17 protein-coding genes and 1 riboswitch are annotated in these 18,800 nt (G+C 69.6%); of the genes, 5 read left to right on the forward strand and 12 right to left on the reverse strand.

What is annotated here, in order from left to right:
- Nucleotides 1-47 precede the first annotated feature (47 nt).
- The 3 genes from WEF05_06685 (at nt 48) to WEF05_06695 (ending at nt 3,356) form a co-directional block, all read left to right on the forward strand.
- Complete coding sequence (locus tag WEF05_06685) at nt 48-863, forward strand: hypothetical protein (GenBank protein ID MEX1101571.1); 816 nt, start codon at nt 48-50, stop codon at nt 861-863.
- 237 nt (nt 864-1,100) lie between these two features.
- Nucleotides 1,101-2,282: an NAD-dependent epimerase/dehydratase family protein gene (locus tag WEF05_06690; protein MEX1101572.1), complete on the forward strand. Its 1,182-nt coding sequence runs from the start codon at nt 1,101-1,103 to the stop codon at nt 2,280-2,282.
- 27 nt (nt 2,283-2,309) lie between these two features.
- A complete protein-coding gene (locus WEF05_06695; protein ID MEX1101573.1) occupies nt 2,310-3,356 on the forward strand; it encodes a glycosyltransferase family 2 protein in 1,047 nt (348 codons plus the stop codon).
- Nucleotides 3,357-3,360: 4 nt separating this feature from the next.
- Here WEF05_06695 and WEF05_06700 read toward each other — a convergent pair whose 3' ends face one another.
- From WEF05_06700 to thiE, 4 genes are all read right to left on the reverse strand, one after another.
- On the reverse strand, nt 3,361-5,745 hold the full coding sequence (locus WEF05_06700; GenBank protein MEX1101574.1) for an Ig-like domain-containing protein: 2,385 nt from the start codon (nt 5,743-5,745) through the stop codon (nt 3,361-3,363).
- Nucleotides 5,742-7,085, reverse strand: a complete 1,344-nt coding sequence (locus tag WEF05_06705) for a metallophosphoesterase (protein MEX1101575.1) — start codon at nt 7,083-7,085, stop codon at nt 5,742-5,744. The genes WEF05_06700 and WEF05_06705 overlap by 4 nt, the downstream gene beginning before the upstream one ends.
- 101 nt (nt 7,086-7,186) lie before the next feature.
- Nucleotides 7,187-8,272 (reverse strand): AIR synthase family protein, encoded by a 1,086-nt coding sequence (locus WEF05_06710; GenBank protein ID MEX1101576.1) that lies wholly within the window; start codon nt 8,270-8,272, stop codon nt 7,187-7,189.
- Nucleotides 8,269-8,952: a thiamine phosphate synthase gene (gene thiE, locus WEF05_06715; GenBank protein MEX1101577.1), complete on the reverse strand. Its 684-nt coding sequence runs from the start codon at nt 8,950-8,952 to the stop codon at nt 8,269-8,271. Before thiE ends, WEF05_06710 begins: the two co-directional genes overlap by 4 nt.
- A riboswitch (TPP riboswitch) is annotated at nt 8,945-9,063 on the reverse strand. It overlaps the preceding gene by 8 nt.
- Nucleotides 9,064-9,092: 29 nt before the next feature.
- On the opposite strand from thiE, the gene pknB reads away from it, so the two are divergent.
- Nucleotides 9,093-11,066, forward strand: a complete 1,974-nt coding sequence (gene pknB, locus WEF05_06720; protein MEX1101578.1) for a Stk1 family PASTA domain-containing Ser/Thr kinase — start codon at nt 9,093-9,095, stop codon at nt 11,064-11,066.
- Between the two features lie 7 nt (nt 11,067-11,073).
- Here pknB and WEF05_06725 read toward each other — a convergent pair whose 3' ends face one another.
- From WEF05_06725 to WEF05_06740, 4 genes are all read right to left on the reverse strand, one after another.
- The gene (locus WEF05_06725; protein MEX1101579.1) at nt 11,074-12,264 is read right to left on the reverse strand and encodes a hypothetical protein; all 1,191 of its coding nucleotides are present in this window, start codon (nt 12,262-12,264) and stop codon (nt 11,074-11,076) included.
- A gap of 129 nt (nt 12,265-12,393) precedes the next feature.
- On the reverse strand, nt 12,394-13,020 hold the full coding sequence (locus WEF05_06730) for a sulfite oxidase-like oxidoreductase (GenBank protein MEX1101580.1): 627 nt from the start codon (nt 13,018-13,020) through the stop codon (nt 12,394-12,396).
- Nucleotides 13,017-14,099 carry a GntG family PLP-dependent aldolase gene (locus WEF05_06735; GenBank protein MEX1101581.1) on the reverse strand — a complete coding sequence of 361 codons (1,083 nt, stop codon included), beginning with the start codon at nt 14,097-14,099 and terminating at the stop codon, nt 13,017-13,019. The genes WEF05_06730 and WEF05_06735 overlap by 4 nt, the downstream gene beginning before the upstream one ends.
- Nucleotides 14,100-14,117: 18 nt before the next feature.
- On the reverse strand, nt 14,118-15,146 hold the full coding sequence (locus tag WEF05_06740; GenBank protein MEX1101582.1) for an ATP-dependent 6-phosphofructokinase: 1,029 nt from the start codon (nt 15,144-15,146) through the stop codon (nt 14,118-14,120).
- Nucleotides 15,147-15,260: 114 nt separating this feature from the next.
- Between WEF05_06740 and WEF05_06745 the strand changes: the two genes are divergently transcribed.
- Nucleotides 15,261-15,410: a hypothetical protein gene (locus WEF05_06745; protein MEX1101583.1), complete on the forward strand. Its 150-nt coding sequence runs from the start codon at nt 15,261-15,263 to the stop codon at nt 15,408-15,410.
- Here the strand turns inward: WEF05_06745 and WEF05_06750 are convergent, their stop codons facing one another.
- From WEF05_06750 to WEF05_06765, 4 genes are all read right to left on the reverse strand, one after another.
- The gene (locus WEF05_06750; GenBank protein ID MEX1101584.1) at nt 15,411-16,100 is read right to left on the reverse strand and encodes an endonuclease/exonuclease/phosphatase family protein; all 690 of its coding nucleotides are present in this window, start codon (nt 16,098-16,100) and stop codon (nt 15,411-15,413) included. It lies immediately after the preceding gene.
- Nucleotides 16,101-16,159: 59 nt separating this feature from the next.
- Nucleotides 16,160-17,101 carry a carbamate kinase gene (arcC, locus tag WEF05_06755; GenBank protein MEX1101585.1) on the reverse strand — a complete coding sequence of 314 codons (942 nt, stop codon included), beginning with the start codon at nt 17,099-17,101 and terminating at the stop codon, nt 16,160-16,162.
- Nucleotides 17,102-17,171: 70 nt separating this feature from the next.
- The gene (locus WEF05_06760) at nt 17,172-17,756 is read right to left on the reverse strand and encodes a molybdenum cofactor guanylyltransferase (GenBank protein MEX1101586.1); all 585 of its coding nucleotides are present in this window, start codon (nt 17,754-17,756) and stop codon (nt 17,172-17,174) included.
- Nucleotides 17,757-17,772: 16 nt separating this feature from the next.
- A complete protein-coding gene (locus WEF05_06765) occupies nt 17,773-18,786 on the reverse strand; it encodes a 2Fe-2S iron-sulfur cluster-binding protein (GenBank protein ID MEX1101587.1) in 1,014 nt (337 codons plus the stop codon).
- Nucleotides 18,787-18,800 lie beyond the last annotated feature (14 nt).

Consider the following 18,800-nt stretch of genomic DNA (forward strand, 5'->3'; position numbering starts at 1 on the left):
GACCGACGATACGCACGACCTTCACGATCCGAGGGGAGTGATCCGCGATGGCACGCGACGACGTGCGCACCGAGACCTACCGCGATCCCGTGACGGGAGACGTTCGCCACCGTTCGATCGACGAGGACGCGATGCTTCCTCCGCCGCCCGTGCCGGTGGGGCGGCGCGGCGAGGATGCTACGCCACCCGCACAGGCGCGCAGCGCGTACCGGGAGCCGGACGACGCGCGCGATGAGCGGCTCGTCCGCCTTGAGGCGCGTGACCGCTTCGGTGGCATCTCGTTCGCCGGATCGCTCGCCGGCATGCTCGCCGCGATCGCCGCGACACTCTTGATCGGCGGGATCATCGGCGCGGCGATCGGAGGGATCGCCTTCGAGACCGGGCTCGAGAACGCGGACGGCGAAGAGCTGTCGATCGGCGCCGTGATCGTCGGCATCCTCGTACTGTTCGTAGCGTTCACGATCGGCGGCTGGGTCGCCGGACGCATCGCGCGCTACGACGGGATCCGCAACGGTGCGATGACCGCGGTCTGGTTCCTCGTGCTCGGCGCGATCCTGGCCGCTCTCGGCGCGTGGGCAGCCGTCGAGTACAACGTCTTGGTCGCTGCAGACTTGCCGAACTGGTTCGATCGCTGGTTCAACACCGACGAAGTGACGACCGGTGCGGTGATCAGCGGGATCGTCGCGATCGTGGCTGTCTTCACCGGCGGCATCCTCGGCGGGCTCTGGGGTGAGCGTTACCACCGGAAAGCCGATCGATACCTCGTCGATCGCGCCCGAGACCCCGTCCGGGACGTCGACCCGTTCCGCGAGGATCGCGTCGTCGAGGGCGACCGCCAACGAGATACCCGCTTCGGCCGCTGACGTTCCCTGGCCGGACCCTTGACCGGTCCGCTCGAAAGCCGTCCCGTGCCGTGGGGCGGCTTTCGTGTGTGTCAGGAGGTTCCGCCGTCCACTCCGGCGAACGCCATCGCACCCCCACCGCCCGTCCGGGATATCCGGGTCATCGAAGGAGGAAGCGAGCCATGATGTGTTGCTACCATACGGCGACTTCCCCACGGAGCGGCTCACGGGAACTCCCTGCGAAAGGACGACCTGGACATGCGGATCCTGATCCTCGGCGGCGACGGTTACCTGGGCTGGCCGACGGCGATGCATTTCTCGGCCCGTGGCCACGAGGTGCATGTCGTCGACAACTACCTCCGTCGGCGCGGTCACGAGGAGGCCGGCACCGAGTCCTTGACCCCGATCGCGGCATCCCTCCCGGCGCGGGCCACGGCCTGGAGAGAGGTCACCGGCCGCGAGATCGGCGTCACCGAGGGTGACCTTACGGACTGGGATGTGGTCGAGCGGCTGTTCACCGAGTTCCGCCCGGAGACGATCGTCCACTACGGCGAGATGCCGAGCGCCCCCTATTCGATGATCGACAGGGAGCACGCGGTCTCGACGCAGACGAACAACGTCGTCAACACGCTCAACATCCTCTGGGCGATGCGGGATCTCGCCCCCGACGCGCATCTCGTGAAGCTCGGGACGATGGGCGAGTACGGGACGCCGAACATCGACATCGAAGAGGGCTACATCGAGATCGACCACAATGGACGGAAGGACACCCTTCCCTTCCCGAAGCTCCCCGGCTCGATGTACCACCTGTCGAAGGTCCATGACTCGCACAACATCCACTTCGGCTGCCGGATCTGGGGGCTGCGCGCGACCGACCTGAACCAGGGCGTCGTCTACGGGATCGAAACCGAGGAGACGAAGCTCGACCCGCGCCTGCTGACGCGCTTCGACTACGACGAGGTCTTCGGCACCGCGCTCAATCGCTTCTGCCTCCAGGCCGTGATCGGCCACCCGCTCACCGTGTACGGCAAGGGCGGCCAGACCCGCGGCTACCTCAACATCGTCGACACGCTCCAGTGCGTCGAACTCGCGACCCTAACCCCGGCGGCGCCGGGCGAGTTCCGGGTCTTCAACCAGTTCACCGAGCAGTTCTCCGTTGCCGAACTCGCCGAGCTGGTCCGCGAGGCGGGGACGCTGCACGGACTCGACGTCACGGTCGACCACGTCACCAACCCGCGCGTCGAACTCGAAGAGCACTACTACAACCCCGTGCACACGAAGCTGCTCGACCTGGGGCTGCAGCCGCACAAGTTGTCGGAGACCCTGATCGAACACCTCTTCGACGTGCTCGCGACCTACAAGGAGCGCGTGATCCCCGACCGGATCGACCCGAGGACCCGTTGGAAGCCCCCGGCGCGCGAGGCACAGCCTGCGGGCTGAGCCCCGCAGCCCGTCGGCGGTGACCGTATGAGCGCGCTCCGGATCCTCGGTGCGATCCTCGCGGTCGCTCTGTTCTTCATCTCCGTCGTCCGCTACCGCCGGCGCCAGATCTCCCGGCTCAGCCTCGTGATCGGCTGGATCATCGCGACGGGCGTCGTGTTGCTCGCGCTCGACCCGAACCTCTTCAATCCGCTGTTCGACACCTTCAACTTCCAACCGGGGAGCGGCCGACGGCTGGACGCCGTACTCCTCGTCGCGGTCGCCGTGTTGTTCGCCCTCCTGCTTCGCACCCAGGCCCAGGCCGACTCGAACGAACGCAGCATCCGTCTGCTCGTCGAAGCCCTCGCCCAGAAGGAGTTCGATTGGGACGCGGCGCGAGCGCTCCTTCCCGGAAGGAAGATCGCGACCGTCTCCCCCGCGTTCAACGAGGAAGAGAACCTCGGTGAGGTACTCCGGCGGATCCCCCGGGAGCTGGAGGGCTATCAGGTGATCTCGATCGTCGTCGACGACGGTTCGGAGGACGCCACCGTCGAGGTCGCTCGTGCCGGCGGGGCGCTCGTCGCGAGCAACCCGATCCGCCGAGGTGGTGGATTGGCCCTGCGCGTGGGGTACGACATCGCGATCGAGCTCGGAGCGGACATCGTCGTGACGGTCGACGCCGACGGACAGCACATGCCCGAGGAGCTGCCCGTGATGATCGAGCCGATCCTCGCGGGCCGGGCCGACTACGTGAACGGCTCACGACTGCTCGGAGAGTTCGAGTCCGAGAGCACGATCCGACACATCGGCGTGCACTTCTTCTCGTGGCTGACCACGATCCTCACCGGCCAGCGGATCACCGACATCTCGTCGGGTTACCGGGCGGCCACGACAGACCTCCTCCGCAAGCTCGTGCTCGAGCAAGATCAGTTCTGGACGAGCGAGGTCCTGATCGAGGCACTCCGGCACCGAGCGAGGATCGTCGAGGTCCCCGTGACGATCGAGGCGCGCAAGGGTGGCAAGTCCAAGAAGCCGAAGTCGCTGAAGTACGGCTACCACTTCGGCAAGGCGATCCTGCAGACCTGGCTGCGCTGAGTCCCTAGCCGCGCCAGGCGGCCACCTCGTCGACGATCATGTCGTAGGCGCGCCCGATCGTGCCGTCGCCGATCCGGATCCGACCGATCGCGCTGGGGCCCAGGGCCTTCTTGCCGGAGAGCGCTCCCACCTTCACGCCGTCGAGCCTCGTCACGAGCTTCTTCACCGTGCCGTCGACCCTCGCTCGGACGCGCAGCACATGCGCGTTCCCGTCGTCGACCAGCCGGCGCGAAACGGTCTGGCTGCCGTTCGCCTGCTCCGTGAGGGCGAGGTAGCCGGCCTGCGTGACGAAAAGGGTTGCGCCGGTCGCCCCGCCCGACGCCGCGCGGAGGGCCAGGAGATCGACGGCGTTGCTCCCGTGATCAAGAAGCCGGAACGTCGCCTCGGTCACCAGATCCGGTTCCGGCGCCGAGAGATCGCGATACGCGTAGCCGCGGGCGGCGCCGTTCACATCGAAGCGCACCGCACGCGTCCCTCGGCTGCCGCCACCGTCGACGACGACGCCACCGGTCGTCGATGTCCATGTCGCCAACCCCCCACTCTCGAAGCCGTCGGCGAAGAGCGCGGCCGGGATCGAGACCTCCAGCGGTGCACCGAAGGCCGACGTGTGCCCGGCCGTGTCCCGCGCGCGGACCGTGTAGAGGTACGTCTCACCCGGGACCACGGTCTCGTCGGCGAACGACGAGGCAGCCCCGGTTCCGAGCAGGATGCCGTTGCGGGCGATGTCGTAGCCCACCACCCCGATGTCGTCCGTGGCCTCGTTCCACGCCAGCTCCGCATGGAACCGGTCGGCGACCGAGACCCGCAGGCCACCGGGAATCGATGGAGGTGCGTCGTCGGTGGGCGTCGTCACCGAGACACGGTCCGAAGACCGCGACAGGTTGCCGGCCGCATCAAGCGCACGGACCCGGTAGGCGTACGTCGTCTCCGACTCGAGGCCTGCGTCGGTCGCGGCGGTCGGCCAGGTCGGCACCTCGTCGATCTGCTCGCCGTCGCGGTAGATCCGGTAGCCGGTGACGCCCACGTCATCGGTCGACGCCGTCCAATCCAGCAGGACGGACCTCGGACCCGACGCGGTCGCCGTCAGATCCGCCGGCGACGACGGAGGCTCCTCGTCGGGAACCGGTGAGCACGCGAAGCTGCCCGAGTCGGCGACGGTGCCGTCCGTGCGGCGCCAGGACCAGTCCGCTCCCGTCGCGCCGAGCTCGAACCGCAGTGCGCCGCGTGTGTGTTCCAGTCCGAAGGCCATACGCGCATCGGTGCGTCGGAACGCATAGGTCGGGTGCCCGCCGGTTCCGCTGATGAACTGGCGGATCCCGTCGGCGTCGAGCGCACCGCTCGGACCGATCGGGCGCCATCGCTGGTAGCCGTGATCGTGGCCGTGGAGCGTGACGTCGACGCCGTGCTCGGCGAGCAGCTGCCAGATCGGCTGCATCCAGTCGGCGCCGGGCGTGTACTTCCCGACCGTGAACCGCGGCTGGTGCCAGAACGCGAGGGTGCAGGCGCGGCGGGTCGTCGTCAACTCGTCCCGCAGCCACTCGTACTGAGCGGAACCGACCTCGTGGCCGTGAAAGTCCTTGTTCGCGTCGAGGCTGATCACGCGCCAATCCCCTGCGTCGAACGCGTAGAAGGGCTCGACCCCCCAGTATTCGAAGTAGGGCTCTCCGTCGTTCGACAGGTACTCGTGGTTGCCGGGAGTCGGAGCCGTGATGTCGTGCAGGCGGGCGAAGTTCTTGCCGGGAGGCCCGTACCAGCTCGCGAACTCCGCGTGCGTTCCCGTCGCGTACACGTCCCCCAAGTAGAGGAACGCGTCGGGATCCCAGGACTCGATCAACGAGAGCACCGCGGGGGCGGCGGTCTGGCTCCCGGCGCCGTCGCCGACAGCCGCGAGAACCACCGGCTCGCCGGTCGGCGGGACGCTCGGTTCCTCGAAGGTCACCGACGGGCCCGGGTCACCGGCGTTCCCGTTGTCGAAGGTCAGCGATACGCGGGCGCGAGCGCTCGTGAACGAACCGGAGGTGTCGACGTCGGCGGACACGCCGAGTTCGTTCGACCCGTCGGGATAGCGATCGGTCGGCAGCACGAACCGGTACGGTGCGACCTGATCGATGATGATCGCCTGTCCGCCGAGGAACGCGCGGATCTGTTCCACGTTGGCCCCGTCCGACACGTCCACGGTGACCTGGACCGGCACGGCACCCGACACCGTGACTTCGGACTCGGGAGAGGTGATACACACCTCGACGGTGACGCCGTTGCCGGGACCGCTCGTGCGGCACGCGGCCTGTCCGCCGAGGGCCGCCGCGGGGATCCCGGCTGCCGCCAACGCGAGCACCAGCGCGGTGACGAGCCTGCGCGACCGGGGTGGCGCGGTCCGACCCCGGTTCAACGACCCCCCGATCCGGGCGAGCTCTCGGCCATCAGAGCGTCGTCGGCCGGCGCCGTGGGCGGCAACTGGTCCGAGACCGAACACGGGAACTTCCCGGAATCGAGCACGGTGCCGTTCGGTTTGACGAAGGAATACAACGCGCGGTCGGCCCGCAGCTCGAGCCTAAGCGCACCGTCGGTGTTCCCGACCGCGAAGGCGGTCCGTGGATCGTTGCGCTGGATCGCGTACGTCTCGTGTCCACCCGTCCCGACGATGAACTGCCGGACGCCGTCCTTGCTCTGCGTGCCGTTGCTTCCCAGCGGCTTCCAACGCTGATAGTTGTGATCGTGGCCCGTGAGGAGCACGTCGACGCCGTGGGTGGTCAGCAGCGACCAGATCGACTGGAGCCACGGTGAGCCCGTGTACTTGCCCACCGAGTACCGCGGATGATGGGCCGAGACGAGGGTGCACGCCGGCGTGCCGCCCTCGAGTTCCGCGCGGAGCCACTCGAACTGCGGCGATCCGGGGAGGTACTGTCCGAAGTCCTTCGTCGAGTCGAGCACGATCACCCGCCACGCTCCCGCGTCGAACGCATAGGCGTGGGGAACCCCGTTCCAGTAGTCGAAATACGGTTGCGCGTTCTCGGTGAGGTACTCGTGGTTGCCGAGCGTCGGGGCCGTCACGTCCCGGAAGACCGACCACGCCTGGCCGTTCGATCCGTACCAGCTTGCGAATTCCTCACGCGACCCGTCGTCGTAGACATCGCCCGTGTACAGGAACAGGTCCGGATCCCATGTGGCGATGCGGTCGATCACGCGCTGGGCCCGCGAACCTCCATCGGCTCCGTCCCCCACGCTCCCCACGACGATCCGCGAGCCGTGGACGGTGGGCGGGTCGAACCCGGAGGTCGGACCCGGCGTGCTTGCGTTGCCGTTGTCGAAGCCCACACCGATGCGCGTCCATCCCGAGAGCACCGGGTGCATCGTCGTGCCGATGACCGCTCGGGCACGGAGGCGATAGGAGCCGTCTGCGTAGCGGTCGGTGGGGATCTGGAACTCCCAGGGCTCCTCGCCGTCGTCGATCACCGTGACGCCCTCGATCGACGCCTGCAGACCAATCACCGGCGTGTCGTTCGAGACCGACACCGTCGCACGCACCCGCTCGAGACCGGACAAGGCCTCCCCGTCCGATGGTTCGAGGAGGCAGACCTGGACGTTCGCCGACCCGGCGGAAGTCGTCCGACACGTCGACCCCGTGCCTGCGGCGGCCGGCCCGATCGCCGGAGACCCCCCGAGCATCAACGCCACCACGCACAGCGAGGCGATCGGAACCGATGCTCTCCGTATCCGCACCCGCCGCATCTCCCCAGGGTACGGACAGATGGGGAGGAGGGTCAAGCGAGTTCCGTAGGCCGATGGTCTGACGCGGTTCGGCGTTCGGCGGTTCGGCGGTGCAGGAGCTCTCAGGCTCCGGTCGACTCTCCGGCGCCTCCCGCCGCCTCGGCCGCCCAGCTTCCGAACGCGCCCCAGAAGGGATCGAGGCCGGGGTGACGGAGCGGCTGGGCGCCCTGCGGGGTCTCGAGCACCCGCCCCGAGGCGGGCTCGGTGATCTCCCCGACGACCGCGGCATCGATCCCCTCGCCGGTGAGGGCAGCGACGAACGCGTCCGCTCGCCCCGGCGTGACCGTCGCCAGGAGTGTTCCCTCGGAGATCGACACGTACGGATCGATCCCGACGTGGTCGCAGACCGCGAGAACCTCGGGCCGCACCGGGATCGCCGAGCGGTCGATCCGCATCCCGACCCCCGCGGCGTCGGCGACCTCGAGGAGCCCCCCGAGCACGCCGCCTTCGGTCGCATCGTGCATCGAGGTCACTCCCCGGTGGCGGAGCCCGAACGCCGCCGCGACCCTCGCCTCGGGAACGACCGTCATCTGCTCGAACAAGGCGTCGGCCGCTCGCATCATGTCGTGGCCGACGCCCTTTGCGACCCGGTCGGGAAACGTCGCCGCGAACAGTGCGGTCGCTTCGATCGCCGCCCCCTTCGTGACGACGACCATGTCGCCGGGAACGGCCATCGTCGGCGTGACGAACGCGTCGTCCGGCCCGATGGCCATGCACGTCGCTCCTCCGACCATCGGCCACGAACACCCGTCGTAGCGCGCGGTATGGCCGGTGACGACGGCGATACCGAGCGCTTCGCAGGTCCGGTGGAACGCGTCCCATAGCAGGGTCAGGTCCGTATCGCTCACCTCCGGGGGCAGGTTCAGGTCGACCGACATCCACCGGATCGGAAGACCGCTCGTCGAGGCGTCCGAGGCGAGGATGTGGACGGCGAACCATGCGGCGCGTTCCCACCCATAGGCCGGAACGATGAAGATCGGGTCCGCGGTCATCGCCATCGCCACGCCGTCGGCGACCCGCACCACACCGACGTCGACGCCGTGACGTGGTCCGACGAGCACGTCCCGATCGAGGGCCCCGAGGCGGCGCAGGATCACCTGCTCGAACAGCTCGGCGGTCGCCTTGCCCGTGCGTTGTTCGTCGATCACGTCCGCGCCTGCTCCCCGGACGGCGCCGGGCCGGCGCCGTCCGGGCGCGAGGCGCCGCCGCCCGACCGCGCTGCGACCACCCGGACGAGCGAGCGGGTCGCGGCGACCGGGTCGTAGGCCGCCCCGACCGACGACACGACGGCGATCCCGGCGGCACCGGCACCGAGCACCTCACCGGCGTTCGTGGCATCGATCCCGCCGATCCCGACCACGGGCAGCTTCGTTGCTGCCGCGATCGCCCGCAATCCGGCCACCCCGACCGGCTTGGCCTGCGGTTTGGTCCCCGTCGACCAGACGACGACGCCGAGGTAGTCCGCGTCAAAATCCTCGGCCTCCCGCGCCTGAGCGACGTCGCTGACGCTGATCCCGAGGATCCGTTCGGAACCGAGCATCCGGCGCGCACCGTGCGGCCCGTCCTCCTGCCCCAGATGCACGCCCGTCGCGCCACTGGAGATCGCAACGTCGATGCGGTCGTTGACGATCCCCGGGATCCCCGCGGTCCGGCACAGCTCCGCGAACGCGCGCGCCGTGACCTGCAGCACAGGATCGGGCAGATCGGGCGCCCGCAATTGGAGCATCGTCGCGCCGCCCTCGATCGCCGCCCGCACGACGTCGAGGTGGCCCCGGCCGGGCACGAGGCCGTCCGAGGTCAATACGTAGACGTCCGGGTGCACTTCCATGCGTTGAGCGTCCCTCCGCCAGCATTACCTGGATCAGGTTCGTCGGGTCGCCGACGCTGCCTGCAGCCGGCCTCTCAGCCCGGTTCCGCCCGAGCTCCCCTGGTCGAGCGGATGATAGCACAGCGCCGGGACCCCCGCGCTTGCGGGATTCGGCCTGCTCGGCCCCCTACAATGACCGGTACCCACCGCGCGGCCCCCACCATGCGGAGGGCGGCATCACGGCACGATCAAGCGCTTCTGCCAAACCCGTCCCGGCCACGGCGCCCGCCTCGGCCGCGACAGGCGTTCGCCTGACCACCCTCGACGGCCGGTACCGGATCGTCGAGCGGATCGCCGCCGGAGGGATGGGCGAGGTGTTCCGCGCCCACGACACCGTGCTCGACCGCCAGGTCGCGATCAAGGTTCTCCACCGGTCGCTGGCGGGCGACGCGGGATTCATCGAGCGGTTCCGTCGCGAGGCACGCGCGGCAGCCGGCATCAACCATCCGAACATCGTCGCCGTCTACGACTGGGGCGCGGTCGACGGCATCTACTTCATGGTGATGGAGCACATCCGTGGTCAGAGTCTGCGGGAGCTCCTGAACGCCCGCGGACGCCTGGAGCCCGCGCAGGCGGCCGAGGTCCTCGACCAGGTGCTCGCCGCGCTGGGCCACGCGCACCGACAGGGCATCGTGCACCGCGACATCAAGCCGGAGAACATCATGGTCACGCCGGAGGGCATCGCGAAGGTGGCGGACTTCGGCCTTGCCCGTGCCTACGCCGACGGCCGACAGACCTCCACCGGCACGGTAACCGGAACGGTGCAGTACCTCGCGCCCGAACAGATCCGCGGCGAGCCCGCCGATCCCCGCACCGACCTGTATTCGCTCGGCATCGTGAGCTTCGAACTGCTCACCGGAAAGCTCCCGTTCACCGGTGAGACCGCGATGGCGATCGCCTACAAGCACCTCTCGAACCGTGTCCCGGCGCCCTCGAGGATCATCCCGGGCCTGCCGGCCGGGATGGACGGGTTCGTCACCTCCGCTACGGAGCGCGACCGAGAGCTGCGACCCGAGTCGGCCGAGGAGATGCGTCGCGACCTGTCACGCGAGTCCGCGATGCTTCCCGTCGCGCCCGCGCTGGCCGGGATCGTCGAGGCCGAGGCTCCGCTCATCCTCCCCGAGGCCGGCCCCGAGCGGGCCGAGACCGTGACGATCGAACGGGAGACCGCGAGCGGCGAGCGCCGCGCACGTCGATGGCCCAAGCGTGTGGTCGCCCTCGTCCTGCTGCTCGGTCTGCTCGGCGGCGCCGCGTACGGCGCGTGGGAGTACCTGATCCCCCACTACCACGACATCCCGAGGCTCGTCGGCAGCGACCTCGATCGAGCGCGCTCCCGTCTGAGCTCCCTCGGCTACACGGTCGCGATCGGCGAAGCGAGCCACTCCGACGACATCGCTGCCGGTCGCGTCCTGCAGCTGCAGCCTCCCGCCGGCGAGCGCCTCGAAGAAGGCGAGCAGGTCCTCATCGTGCCGTCCGCCGGCCCTCCCCCAGTTCACGTCCCCGACGTCGTCGGGATGCCCCGAGCCCGGGCGGTGGCGGCGATCGAAGATACAGAGCTCGTCGTCGGGAGGACGACCCAGGCGTTCTCCGAACGGATCGACGAGGGCCAGGTCGTCCGGCAGCGGCCGAGCAGCGCACGAGCGCCTCTCGGCAGCGAGATCAGCCTCGTGATCAGCAAGGGCCCTCCGCCGCGGGCCGTACTCGCCGTCGTCGGTCGCGAGGTCGACGATGCCACCGCGGCGCTGCAAGCAGGCGGGTTCCAGGTCCGGGTCGTCGAGGAGTTCAGCAACAGCGCTCGGATCGGGATCGTCATGGGCCAGTCCCCGCTGGCGGGAACCGAGCGCGCGTTCGATTCCTTCGTCACGCTCACCGTCTCCGAGGGCCCGGAGCGGTTCGCGATCGCCGACTACCGGGGCATGACCGAGGTGCAGGCCGTCGCGGCGATCCAGGCCCGGGGGCTCGCCGCCGACGTGCAGCGGGTTCCCAACGCGAAGGGAGCCGTCGTGCGCGGCCAGGATCCGAAACCGGGGACGATCGTCCGTGCCGGCGACACGATCACGATCTTCATCGGCTGATGCCGGATCAGTCCCAGGCGCTCTCGTTCGCGTATCGCTCCCAGTACCGCTCGACGATCGGGACCAGGCCGGTCACGTACGCGCCGCTCGCGCAGCCCGCGCACCACGACGACGCGCGGATCGCGTTCGCGGTGACCATCCGGTCGGCGCACCTCTTCAAACCCTGGAGCACCGCGCCGTACCCGTAGGTCTCCGCCCCGCGGAGGAGCGTCTGATGGGTCGCCTCCAGGCCCTGCTCGAGCGAGACGTAGTTGCGAACCCCATGTGAGTTGAATACGGTCGCGTTCGGCATGTCGAGGGTTGTCGCCAGTGGGTTCCAGCGGGCCTCGGTGAACTCGGCCACCTGCCAGGTCACCATGATCACGACGTTATCCGAGCAGGTCGGCGCGTCGATGTACTGCAGGAACGACTTCGCCCACGTCCCGAACGTCGCCCCGCCGCCGGCCGGCACCGAGAACTCCCTCTCCGCGAGCTCTTCCGCATGGGCACTGAGCTGCGACAGGAGACGCTGCGCCTCCTGCTTCGCGTCGGCGATCGCGTCCAGGCGCCACTGCTGGTCGACGAGGGCGGCCGCGAGCCGTTCCTCCTCGGTGTCGAGCACCTCGACGAGCTCCACCTGCCGCGCGAGTTCGGCCTGTTCGAGCCGCCGCTTGCGATCCAGCATCTCGGCGGCGACTGCGGCTTCGTCGGCGAGGGCGTCGTCGGCGACCTGCATCTGGTTGAGGAATTCCAGCCGGTCACCGGCTTCGGTGAGCGACTGGGACTCGAGGACGAACTCGAGCGCCGCCGGTCCCTCGGCGAGCTCGACGGCCACGAGGGCGCGATCGGCGAGGCGGGTCTGGATCTCCGCGTGCTCCGCCTCGATCACGACGAGCTCGCTGCGAAGCGACATCAGCTGCTGCTGGGTCTCATCGAACGCGCTCTGGGCCTCACCCAGAGCCCGCGCCGCCTCGGCGATCTGCACCTGGAGCGTCGTCGACGCTCGCTGCTCGGCGGCGATCGTTTCGCGCAGCTCGACGAGGCGCTGCTCGACGTCGCCGATCTCGACCTTGGTGCGCCGCTGCCGTTGCTCGAGACGGTCGTCGTTCTCGCCCGCCGAGACGCCCGCGGCCGGAACGATCGCGGAGAGCGCGAGCACCGCGACGAGCACGCGGGGAGCGCGGCGCCGGGCGGAACGAGGAAGTGTGGACACGGCCATGGACGAAAGGGAACCCCCACCTGCCCATCGGCGGGGGCGCCGGCAGGCTTGAACGGGGGAGGCTACTACCTGCTCCCCCGCTGCTCCCAGCTACCCCCGCCCGGCCCCTCGTCGGGCGAGGAGAGGGGCTCAGGGCTCGAGGTCGGCCCGCCCGTGCTCCTGATAGCTGTAGCGTTCCTCGGGCCAGGGATCCGCGTGCACGTGGTAGCCGCGCTCCTCCCAGAAGCCGCGCTTGTTGTCGGTTCGGAACTCGAGCCCCCGGAGCCATTTCGCGCTCTTCCAGGCGTACCGCTTCGGGACGACGAGCCGAAGCGGATATCCGTGCTCGGGGGTCAGATCGTGGCCCGCGTGCGCCCACGCGACGAGGACGTCGCCATCATCCATCGCCTGCATCGACAGGTCAGACGTGTAGCCCTGCTCACAGTGCGTCACGACCCATCTCGCCCCGCCCGTGGGATGGCAGCGCTCGGCGAGGGTACGGAACGAGACCCCGGTCCACGCGTTGTCCAGGGTCGTCCACCCGGTCACGCAGTGCATGTCGGCGGTGAGCGTGGTGATCGGCAGGGCCCGCAACTCCTCGTAGGTCAGGACGACCTCCTGCTCGACCTCACCGAACAACCGGAGATCCCAGGTCGAGAGGTCGAACGCGGGGATCGAACCGACATGCAGCACGGGCCAGGTCTTCACGAGTCGCTGCCCCGGCGGCACACGGGCCGCGACCTCATCAGAGAGCTTCTGCGAGAACAACCCCATCATGCCTCCTCCGCCCGGATGGACGTCGTCGCGAGCCTCGACGCGGAGGCGATCGCGCGCCATGCCTCGAGCGCGACATCGATCCCGTCGTCGTCCACGTCCCAGTGCGTGACCATCCTCACGACACCGTTCGTCGGCGTCGCCCCGATCCCGGCGTCACGGAGGCGATCGATCACCTCGAGCGGATCCAGTCCGATCCGAGCGATGTCGGCGAACACCATGTTCGTCTCGACGGCCGCAACATCCACCGTCCCGGGCAGCGCCGCCTCGACACCGTGAGCCAGTCGCTGCGCGCGCTCGTGGTCTTCGTGGAGCCGCCCGGGCCCGCGCTCGAGGGCGAGCAGGCCGGCCGCAGCCATGATCCCCGCCTGCCGCCAGGCACCGCCGAACAGGATCTGCAGCCGCCGTGCCTCGGCCATCACCTCGATCGGCCCACACAGCAGCGACCCGATCGGAGCGCCGAGACCCTTGGACACGCAGAACATCAGGGTGTCAACGGTCGCGCCGAACTCGGCCGGATCGATCCCCGTCGCCGCTGCCGCGTTGAACAGCCGCGCGCCGTCCAGGTGGAGCGGGAGGCTACGGGCGCTCACCGCCTCGCGGATCGCGTGCAGCCGATCGAGCTGCAGACATGTTCCACCGGCGTATCCGGCAGTGTTCTCCACGGCGACGAGGTCCACGATCTCCACGTCGTAGTAGGAGTCTTCCGCGAGTCCGTCGGCGACCGCCTCGGCCGTCAGGTGGCCCCGGTCCGGCCCTTCGATCTGGCGATAGGAGATCCCGGACAGCACCGCGGAGGTCATGACCTCGGTCGAGGCGACGTGCGCGCCCTCCGCGCACACGACGAGATGTCCGCCGCCCCGGACGTGAAGTCGCAGAGCGATCTGGTTCGCCATCGTGCCGGTCGGCACGTACAGGGCTGCCTCCGTGCCGACGAGGGCAGCGGCACGTTCCTGCAGCGCGTTCACCGTCGGGTCGTCGCCGTACCAGGCATCACCGACTTCCGCGTCGGCCATCGCGCGCCGCATCGCGTCCGAAGGACGCGTGACGGTGTCCGAACGCAGGTCGACGCGATAGCGCACAGAAGCGTCAGTATATGGTCAGCCGGTGAAGACCTCGGCCGTGCGGATCAGAGAGTCCGGCACCACCTTGCGCTCGGCGACCGCGTCGGCCAGAGGAACGTCGACGATCTCCCCACCCGACAACGCGGCCATGCGGCCCCATCCGCCCGCGGTGGCGAGGGCGACGGCTGCCACCCCCAGCCGCGTCGCGAGGATCCGGTCGAACGGCACGGGCGAGCCCCCGCGCTGGGTGTGGCCGAGGATCGTCACCCGGGTGTCGTAGCCCGTTCGCTCCTGGATCTGGGGTCCGAGCACCGCGGAGATCCCCCCGAGGCGCGGGAACCCGTTCTCATCGACCTCGTAGGCGGGCAGCGGCATCGAGTGGTCGACCGGAAGAGCGCCCTCGGCCACCACGACGATCGAGAACGAGGCGCTGCGCATATGGCGCGTACGGAGCAGAGCACAGACCTCATCGAGATCGAACGGCCGCTCGGGGATCAAAGTCGCATCCGCTCCGCCCGCGATACCCGCGGAGATCGCGATCCATCCCGCGTGGCGGCCCATCACCTCGACGACCATCACGCGGTTGTGACTCTCCGCGGTGCTGTGCAGCCGGTCGACGGCCTCGGTCGCGACGCCGACCGCGGTGTGGAACCCGATCGTGTAGTCGTTGGCCGACAGATCGTTGTCGATCGTCTTCGGCACTCCGATGACATGGACACCGAGATCCGCGAGACGCGTCGCAGCCGTGAGCGTTCCCTCTCCGCCGATCGCGATCAATCCGTCGAGACGGTGACGCGCGAGCGTCTCTTCGATCCGCTCCGGCCCACGATCGTGGTTGAACGGGTTCGTACCCGATGACCCAAGGATCGTCCCGCCCCGATGGATGATCCCCCGCACCGCGGCCGTATCGAGGGTCCGGGCGTCGTCGTCGAGGACGCCCAGCCATCCGTCGGCGAACCCCACCACCTCGTCCCCCCGCCGGCCGACCGCGTCGCGCACGACCGCGCGGATCACCGCGTTCAGTCCGGGGCAGTCGCCCCCGCCGGTGAGCAGGCCCAGTCGCACCGCGTCATCCTATGCGCCGAGGGCCGGGCGGCGGGCGCGGACCGGGCGCGGGCCGGGCGCGGGCCGGGCGCGGGCGGGAAATGAGGTCCGCGGCGTGCGGTAGCATCTCGCGCGATGCAGCCCATCCTTGCGATCAGCGGGTTCCTGGAGTGGTTCTTCGCGATCCTGCTCGTCGGCCTCGTCGGTGCGGCGGGGCTCTTCGGCGTCTTCATCGTGATCCAGCTGTTCCGCAACCCGGCCCGCGGCGGGCGCCGGCGGATCTAGCTACCCGATCTCGAGGTCTGCCACCAGGGGAAGGTGATCCGACGCGATCCCCGCCTCGACGGCGACCCGGGCGGAGGCAACCCCGACACCCTCAGAAACCAGGAGGTAGTCGATCCTCGCCGACGGATCGTCCGAGGGGAACGTCGCACCCTGATCGTGTCCGGTGTCGGCGGGGAGGGGATCCTGGGGCCGGACATCCCGGAGGGCCTCGGCCAGACGCGCCGCCGCGCCGCGACCCGGCCGCTCGTTCAGGTCGGCCCCGAGGATCGTCGGCGGGTCGAGCGGGAGCGCGAGATCGGCGAGCATCTCAGCGTGCGCGGCGCGCTCGGCCGGGACCAGCCCCAAGTGCGCCGACACCACTCGCAGACGCACGGACCAGGCGCGCACGTCGGCGAGCAACGCTCCTCGCGGGTAGAAGCGCTCGGTCCCGGGGAACCGATCGAGACGGTGGCCGGCGATGGTGAGCGGCGTCCGAACCAGGACGGCGTTCTTCACCCGGCGGCGGAGCGGCGACCAGGGGTCGGAAGCCACCTCCATCCCCAGCCGCTCACCCAGCCGGCGCAGGTACCGGCGTGGACCGGACTCTTGCACCAACAGGACATCGGGAGCGAGGTCGTGGAGCACCTCGGCGATCGGTTCCCGCCCGAGCCGGAACCCCTTGAGGTTGTAGACGACGACCCGGCAGCGCACGACGCGAGCCTATCGCGAGGGAGGTGGCTCCGAGAGGGTGGCCGTTTCGCAGCGAGCTGTCAGTGGATCGTCGTACCGACCTCGCCCCGGAGCGCTGGCAAGGCGTCCTCGAGGTCGGCGATCACGGCGGTTCGGTCGTTCCCCCGCTCGGAGAACTCCACCGCCGCCCGCACCTTCGGCCCCATCGACCCCGCGCCGAACTCCCCCGCTGCGAGCATCCGTCGCGCCTCGTCGACGGGAAGGTCGCGGATCTGCTCGGCGTGCTCGGTTCCGAAATCCCGCTGGACCCCAGCGACGTCGGTGAGGATCAGCAGGGTCGAGGCCTGCAGCTCCGTGGCCAGGATCCCGGCGGCGAGGTCCTTGTCGATCACGCCTTCGACCCCGACGAGGCGGGGGCCGTCTTCGATCACCGGCACGCCGCCGCCGCCCGACGCGATCACGATCGCACCGTCGCCGATCAGGTTCGCGATCACCGGGGTCTCGACGATCGAGTACGGCGCCGGCGAGGGAACGACGCGGCGCCACCCGCCGTGGCTGTCGGGTTTGACCGTCCAGCCTCGCTCGTCCGCAAGCCTCTGCGCCTCCTCTTCCTCGTAGTAGGGGCCGATCGGCTTCGTCGGATCCTCGAACGCGGGGTCGTCGGCACGCACCCGCGTCAGCGTGAGCACGGTGACCACAGGACGTTCCATCGCCCGCTCGAAGAACACGTCGCCGATCGTGACCTGAAGGAGATAGCCGATCTGGCCCTGGCTCTCGGCCCCGCACACATCGAGCGGCATCGGATGCACCCAGCCGCGCGCCGCCTCCTGCTGCAACAGGATCCGCCCGACCTGGGGACCGTTCCCGTGCGTGAGCACGACCTCCCAGCCGGCGGCTGCGATATCGGCGACCTTCTCCGCGGCGCTGCGGGCCGATCGATACAGCTCCTCGAAGGTGTCGTCGGCGCCGCGTCTGAGCAGCGCGTTCCCACCGAGGGCCACGACGACCCGCTCCACCCGCATCCCTCCTCCAGCTCGGGAAGGGTCCGAGGATACCCGCTGCCGGTTCGGCGACCGCGGGCTCGGTGACCGGTCAGATCTGGAGGTCTCCGGGGACATCGATGTCGTGAAGGCTCCGCCGCTGCGGATCGAGCGACGTCCAGGTCGCCTCGTCGATCACCCCGACGCGCAGCGCATCGAGGAACCCGCGCAGCCTCCGCTCTCCGTCGTGGAGAAGCGCGTGAGCGACGTGACGGCCGCGATCGGCGCGCACCAGCATCGGCAGCGGCCGGAAGAGATCGCCGTCCTGCAGCGCGACCGCGTCCGTCCCCGCTTCACCCGCCACGGCCAGCATCTCCAGGAGCACGGGGGTCGACGGCTCCGGCATGTCGCCGCCGACGACCAGAGCGAGATCGGTCGTCGTCTCGTTCAGACCGGCGAGCAGGCCGGCCAAGGGCCCCTGCCGGTCACCGGATCCCTCGGCTGCGTCGCGCGCGAACCGGGCCGGGACCCCGAGCGGCAAGGACGGCTCGGGACCTTCCGCGGAGAGGACGACGACGACCTCGTTGCAGACCTCGATCAGGCGCAACACCGGATGGTGCAACAGCGGCATCCCCCGGTAGATCGCCGCGAGCTTGTCCGAGCCGAACCGAGTGGATGCTCCTCCCGCGAGGACGATCCCCGTCGCGACGAGATCAGGCGTCGGGGTCCCCCGTGTCGCGTGCGATCCGGTCGGCGGGGCCCTCGACGATCCCGAGCCCTCGCGCGGCGGCGTCGGCGTCCTTCGGCCCGCGGTTCTGCACGAACTGGAAACCGAATCGCCCCTTGATGCACAGGTGCCCGCTCGTGATCGAGTTATCGAGCGGGCTCGAGACCTTCACGATCTCGTTGTCCTGCACGTGGAGCTCGAGATCGCATCCGACGCCACAGTAGGGACAGATCGTCTCGGTGACCGTCTGCGCCTCCTCGTTCCACGTCCCACCCTCTCGCATGTCGTGCTCGGACTTGAACATCAGGGCACCCGTCGGACACACACCGATGCAGTTGCCGCAGTACACGCACGCGGAGTCCGGGAGTGTCACATCGAACTCCGTGGAGATGCGGGCATCGAACCCGCGACCGGCGACCGCGATCGCGAACGTGTTCTGTGCGTCGACGCCGCACGCCTCGACGCACTTGTAGCAGAGGATGCAGCGCTCGTAGTCGCGCACGTACAGGTCGTTGTCGACCTTGACGGGTTGGGCGACCGTCTCGGCCCGCGTTCCGTCGGGTTCGTGGTGGTGTCCGGCGTGCCGGGTGTCCCGCTCGCCGAGCGGTGCCGGGGCCGCCTGCTCCCCGTAGCGCTCCGCGTCGACCCCGTAGTCGGAGATCCACCGGCGGACGTCGTCGTTCGCGAGGGAGAGATCCACGCTCGAGGCCAGGAACTCGAGCACCATCCGCCGGCTCGTGCGCACCCGCTGGGAATCGGTGGCGACCTGCATCCCCCCCTCCGCCTTCCGGGCGCACGAGGGCACGAGCGTGCGCGAGCCCTCGAGCTCGACGACACAGACGCGACATGCGTTCACCGGGGTGAGGTTCTCCGAGTAGCAGAGGGTGGGAGTGTCGACCCGTTTCGCCCGCAGGGCGTCGAGCAGCGTGGCGCCCTCGGGGACGCGAACGGTCTCGCCATCGATCTCCACGTCGATCAGGCGTTTGGGCGGAGCGAGCATCACCGGTTCCATCG

This window comes from Actinomycetota bacterium, from assembly GCA_040881665.1.
Classification (GTDB): Bacteria; Actinomycetota; UBA4738; order UBA4738; family HRBIN12; genus JBBDWR01.

Coding starts and splice junctions, on each gene's coding strand:
- WEF05_06685 (MEX1101571.1), top strand. CDS start 48: ATGGCACGCGACGACGTGCGCACCGAGACCTACCGCGATCCCGTGACG.
- WEF05_06690 (MEX1101572.1), top strand. CDS start 1,101: ATGCGGATCCTGATCCTCGGCGGCGACGGTTACCTGGGCTGGCCGACG.
- WEF05_06695 (MEX1101573.1), top strand. CDS start 2,310: ATGAGCGCGCTCCGGATCCTCGGTGCGATCCTCGCGGTCGCTCTGTTC.
- WEF05_06705 (MEX1101575.1), bottom strand. CDS start 7,085: ATGCGGCGGGTGCGGATACGGAGAGCATCGGTTCCGATCGCCTCGCTG.
- thiE (MEX1101577.1), bottom strand. CDS start 8,952: ATGGAAGTGCACCCGGACGTCTACGTATTGACCTCGGACGGCCTCGTG.
- WEF05_06725 (MEX1101579.1), bottom strand. CDS start 12,264: ATGGCCGTGTCCACACTTCCTCGTTCCGCCCGGCGCCGCGCTCCCCGC.
- WEF05_06730 (MEX1101580.1), bottom strand. CDS start 13,020: ATGATGGGGTTGTTCTCGCAGAAGCTCTCTGATGAGGTCGCGGCCCGT.
- WEF05_06745 (MEX1101583.1), top strand. CDS start 15,261: ATGCAGCCCATCCTTGCGATCAGCGGGTTCCTGGAGTGGTTCTTCGCG.
- arcC (MEX1101585.1), bottom strand. CDS start 17,101: ATGCGGGTGGAGCGGGTCGTCGTGGCCCTCGGTGGGAACGCGCTGCTC.
- WEF05_06765 (MEX1101587.1), bottom strand. CDS start 18,786: ATGCTCGCTCCGCCCAAACGCCTGATCGACGTGGAGATCGATGGCGAG.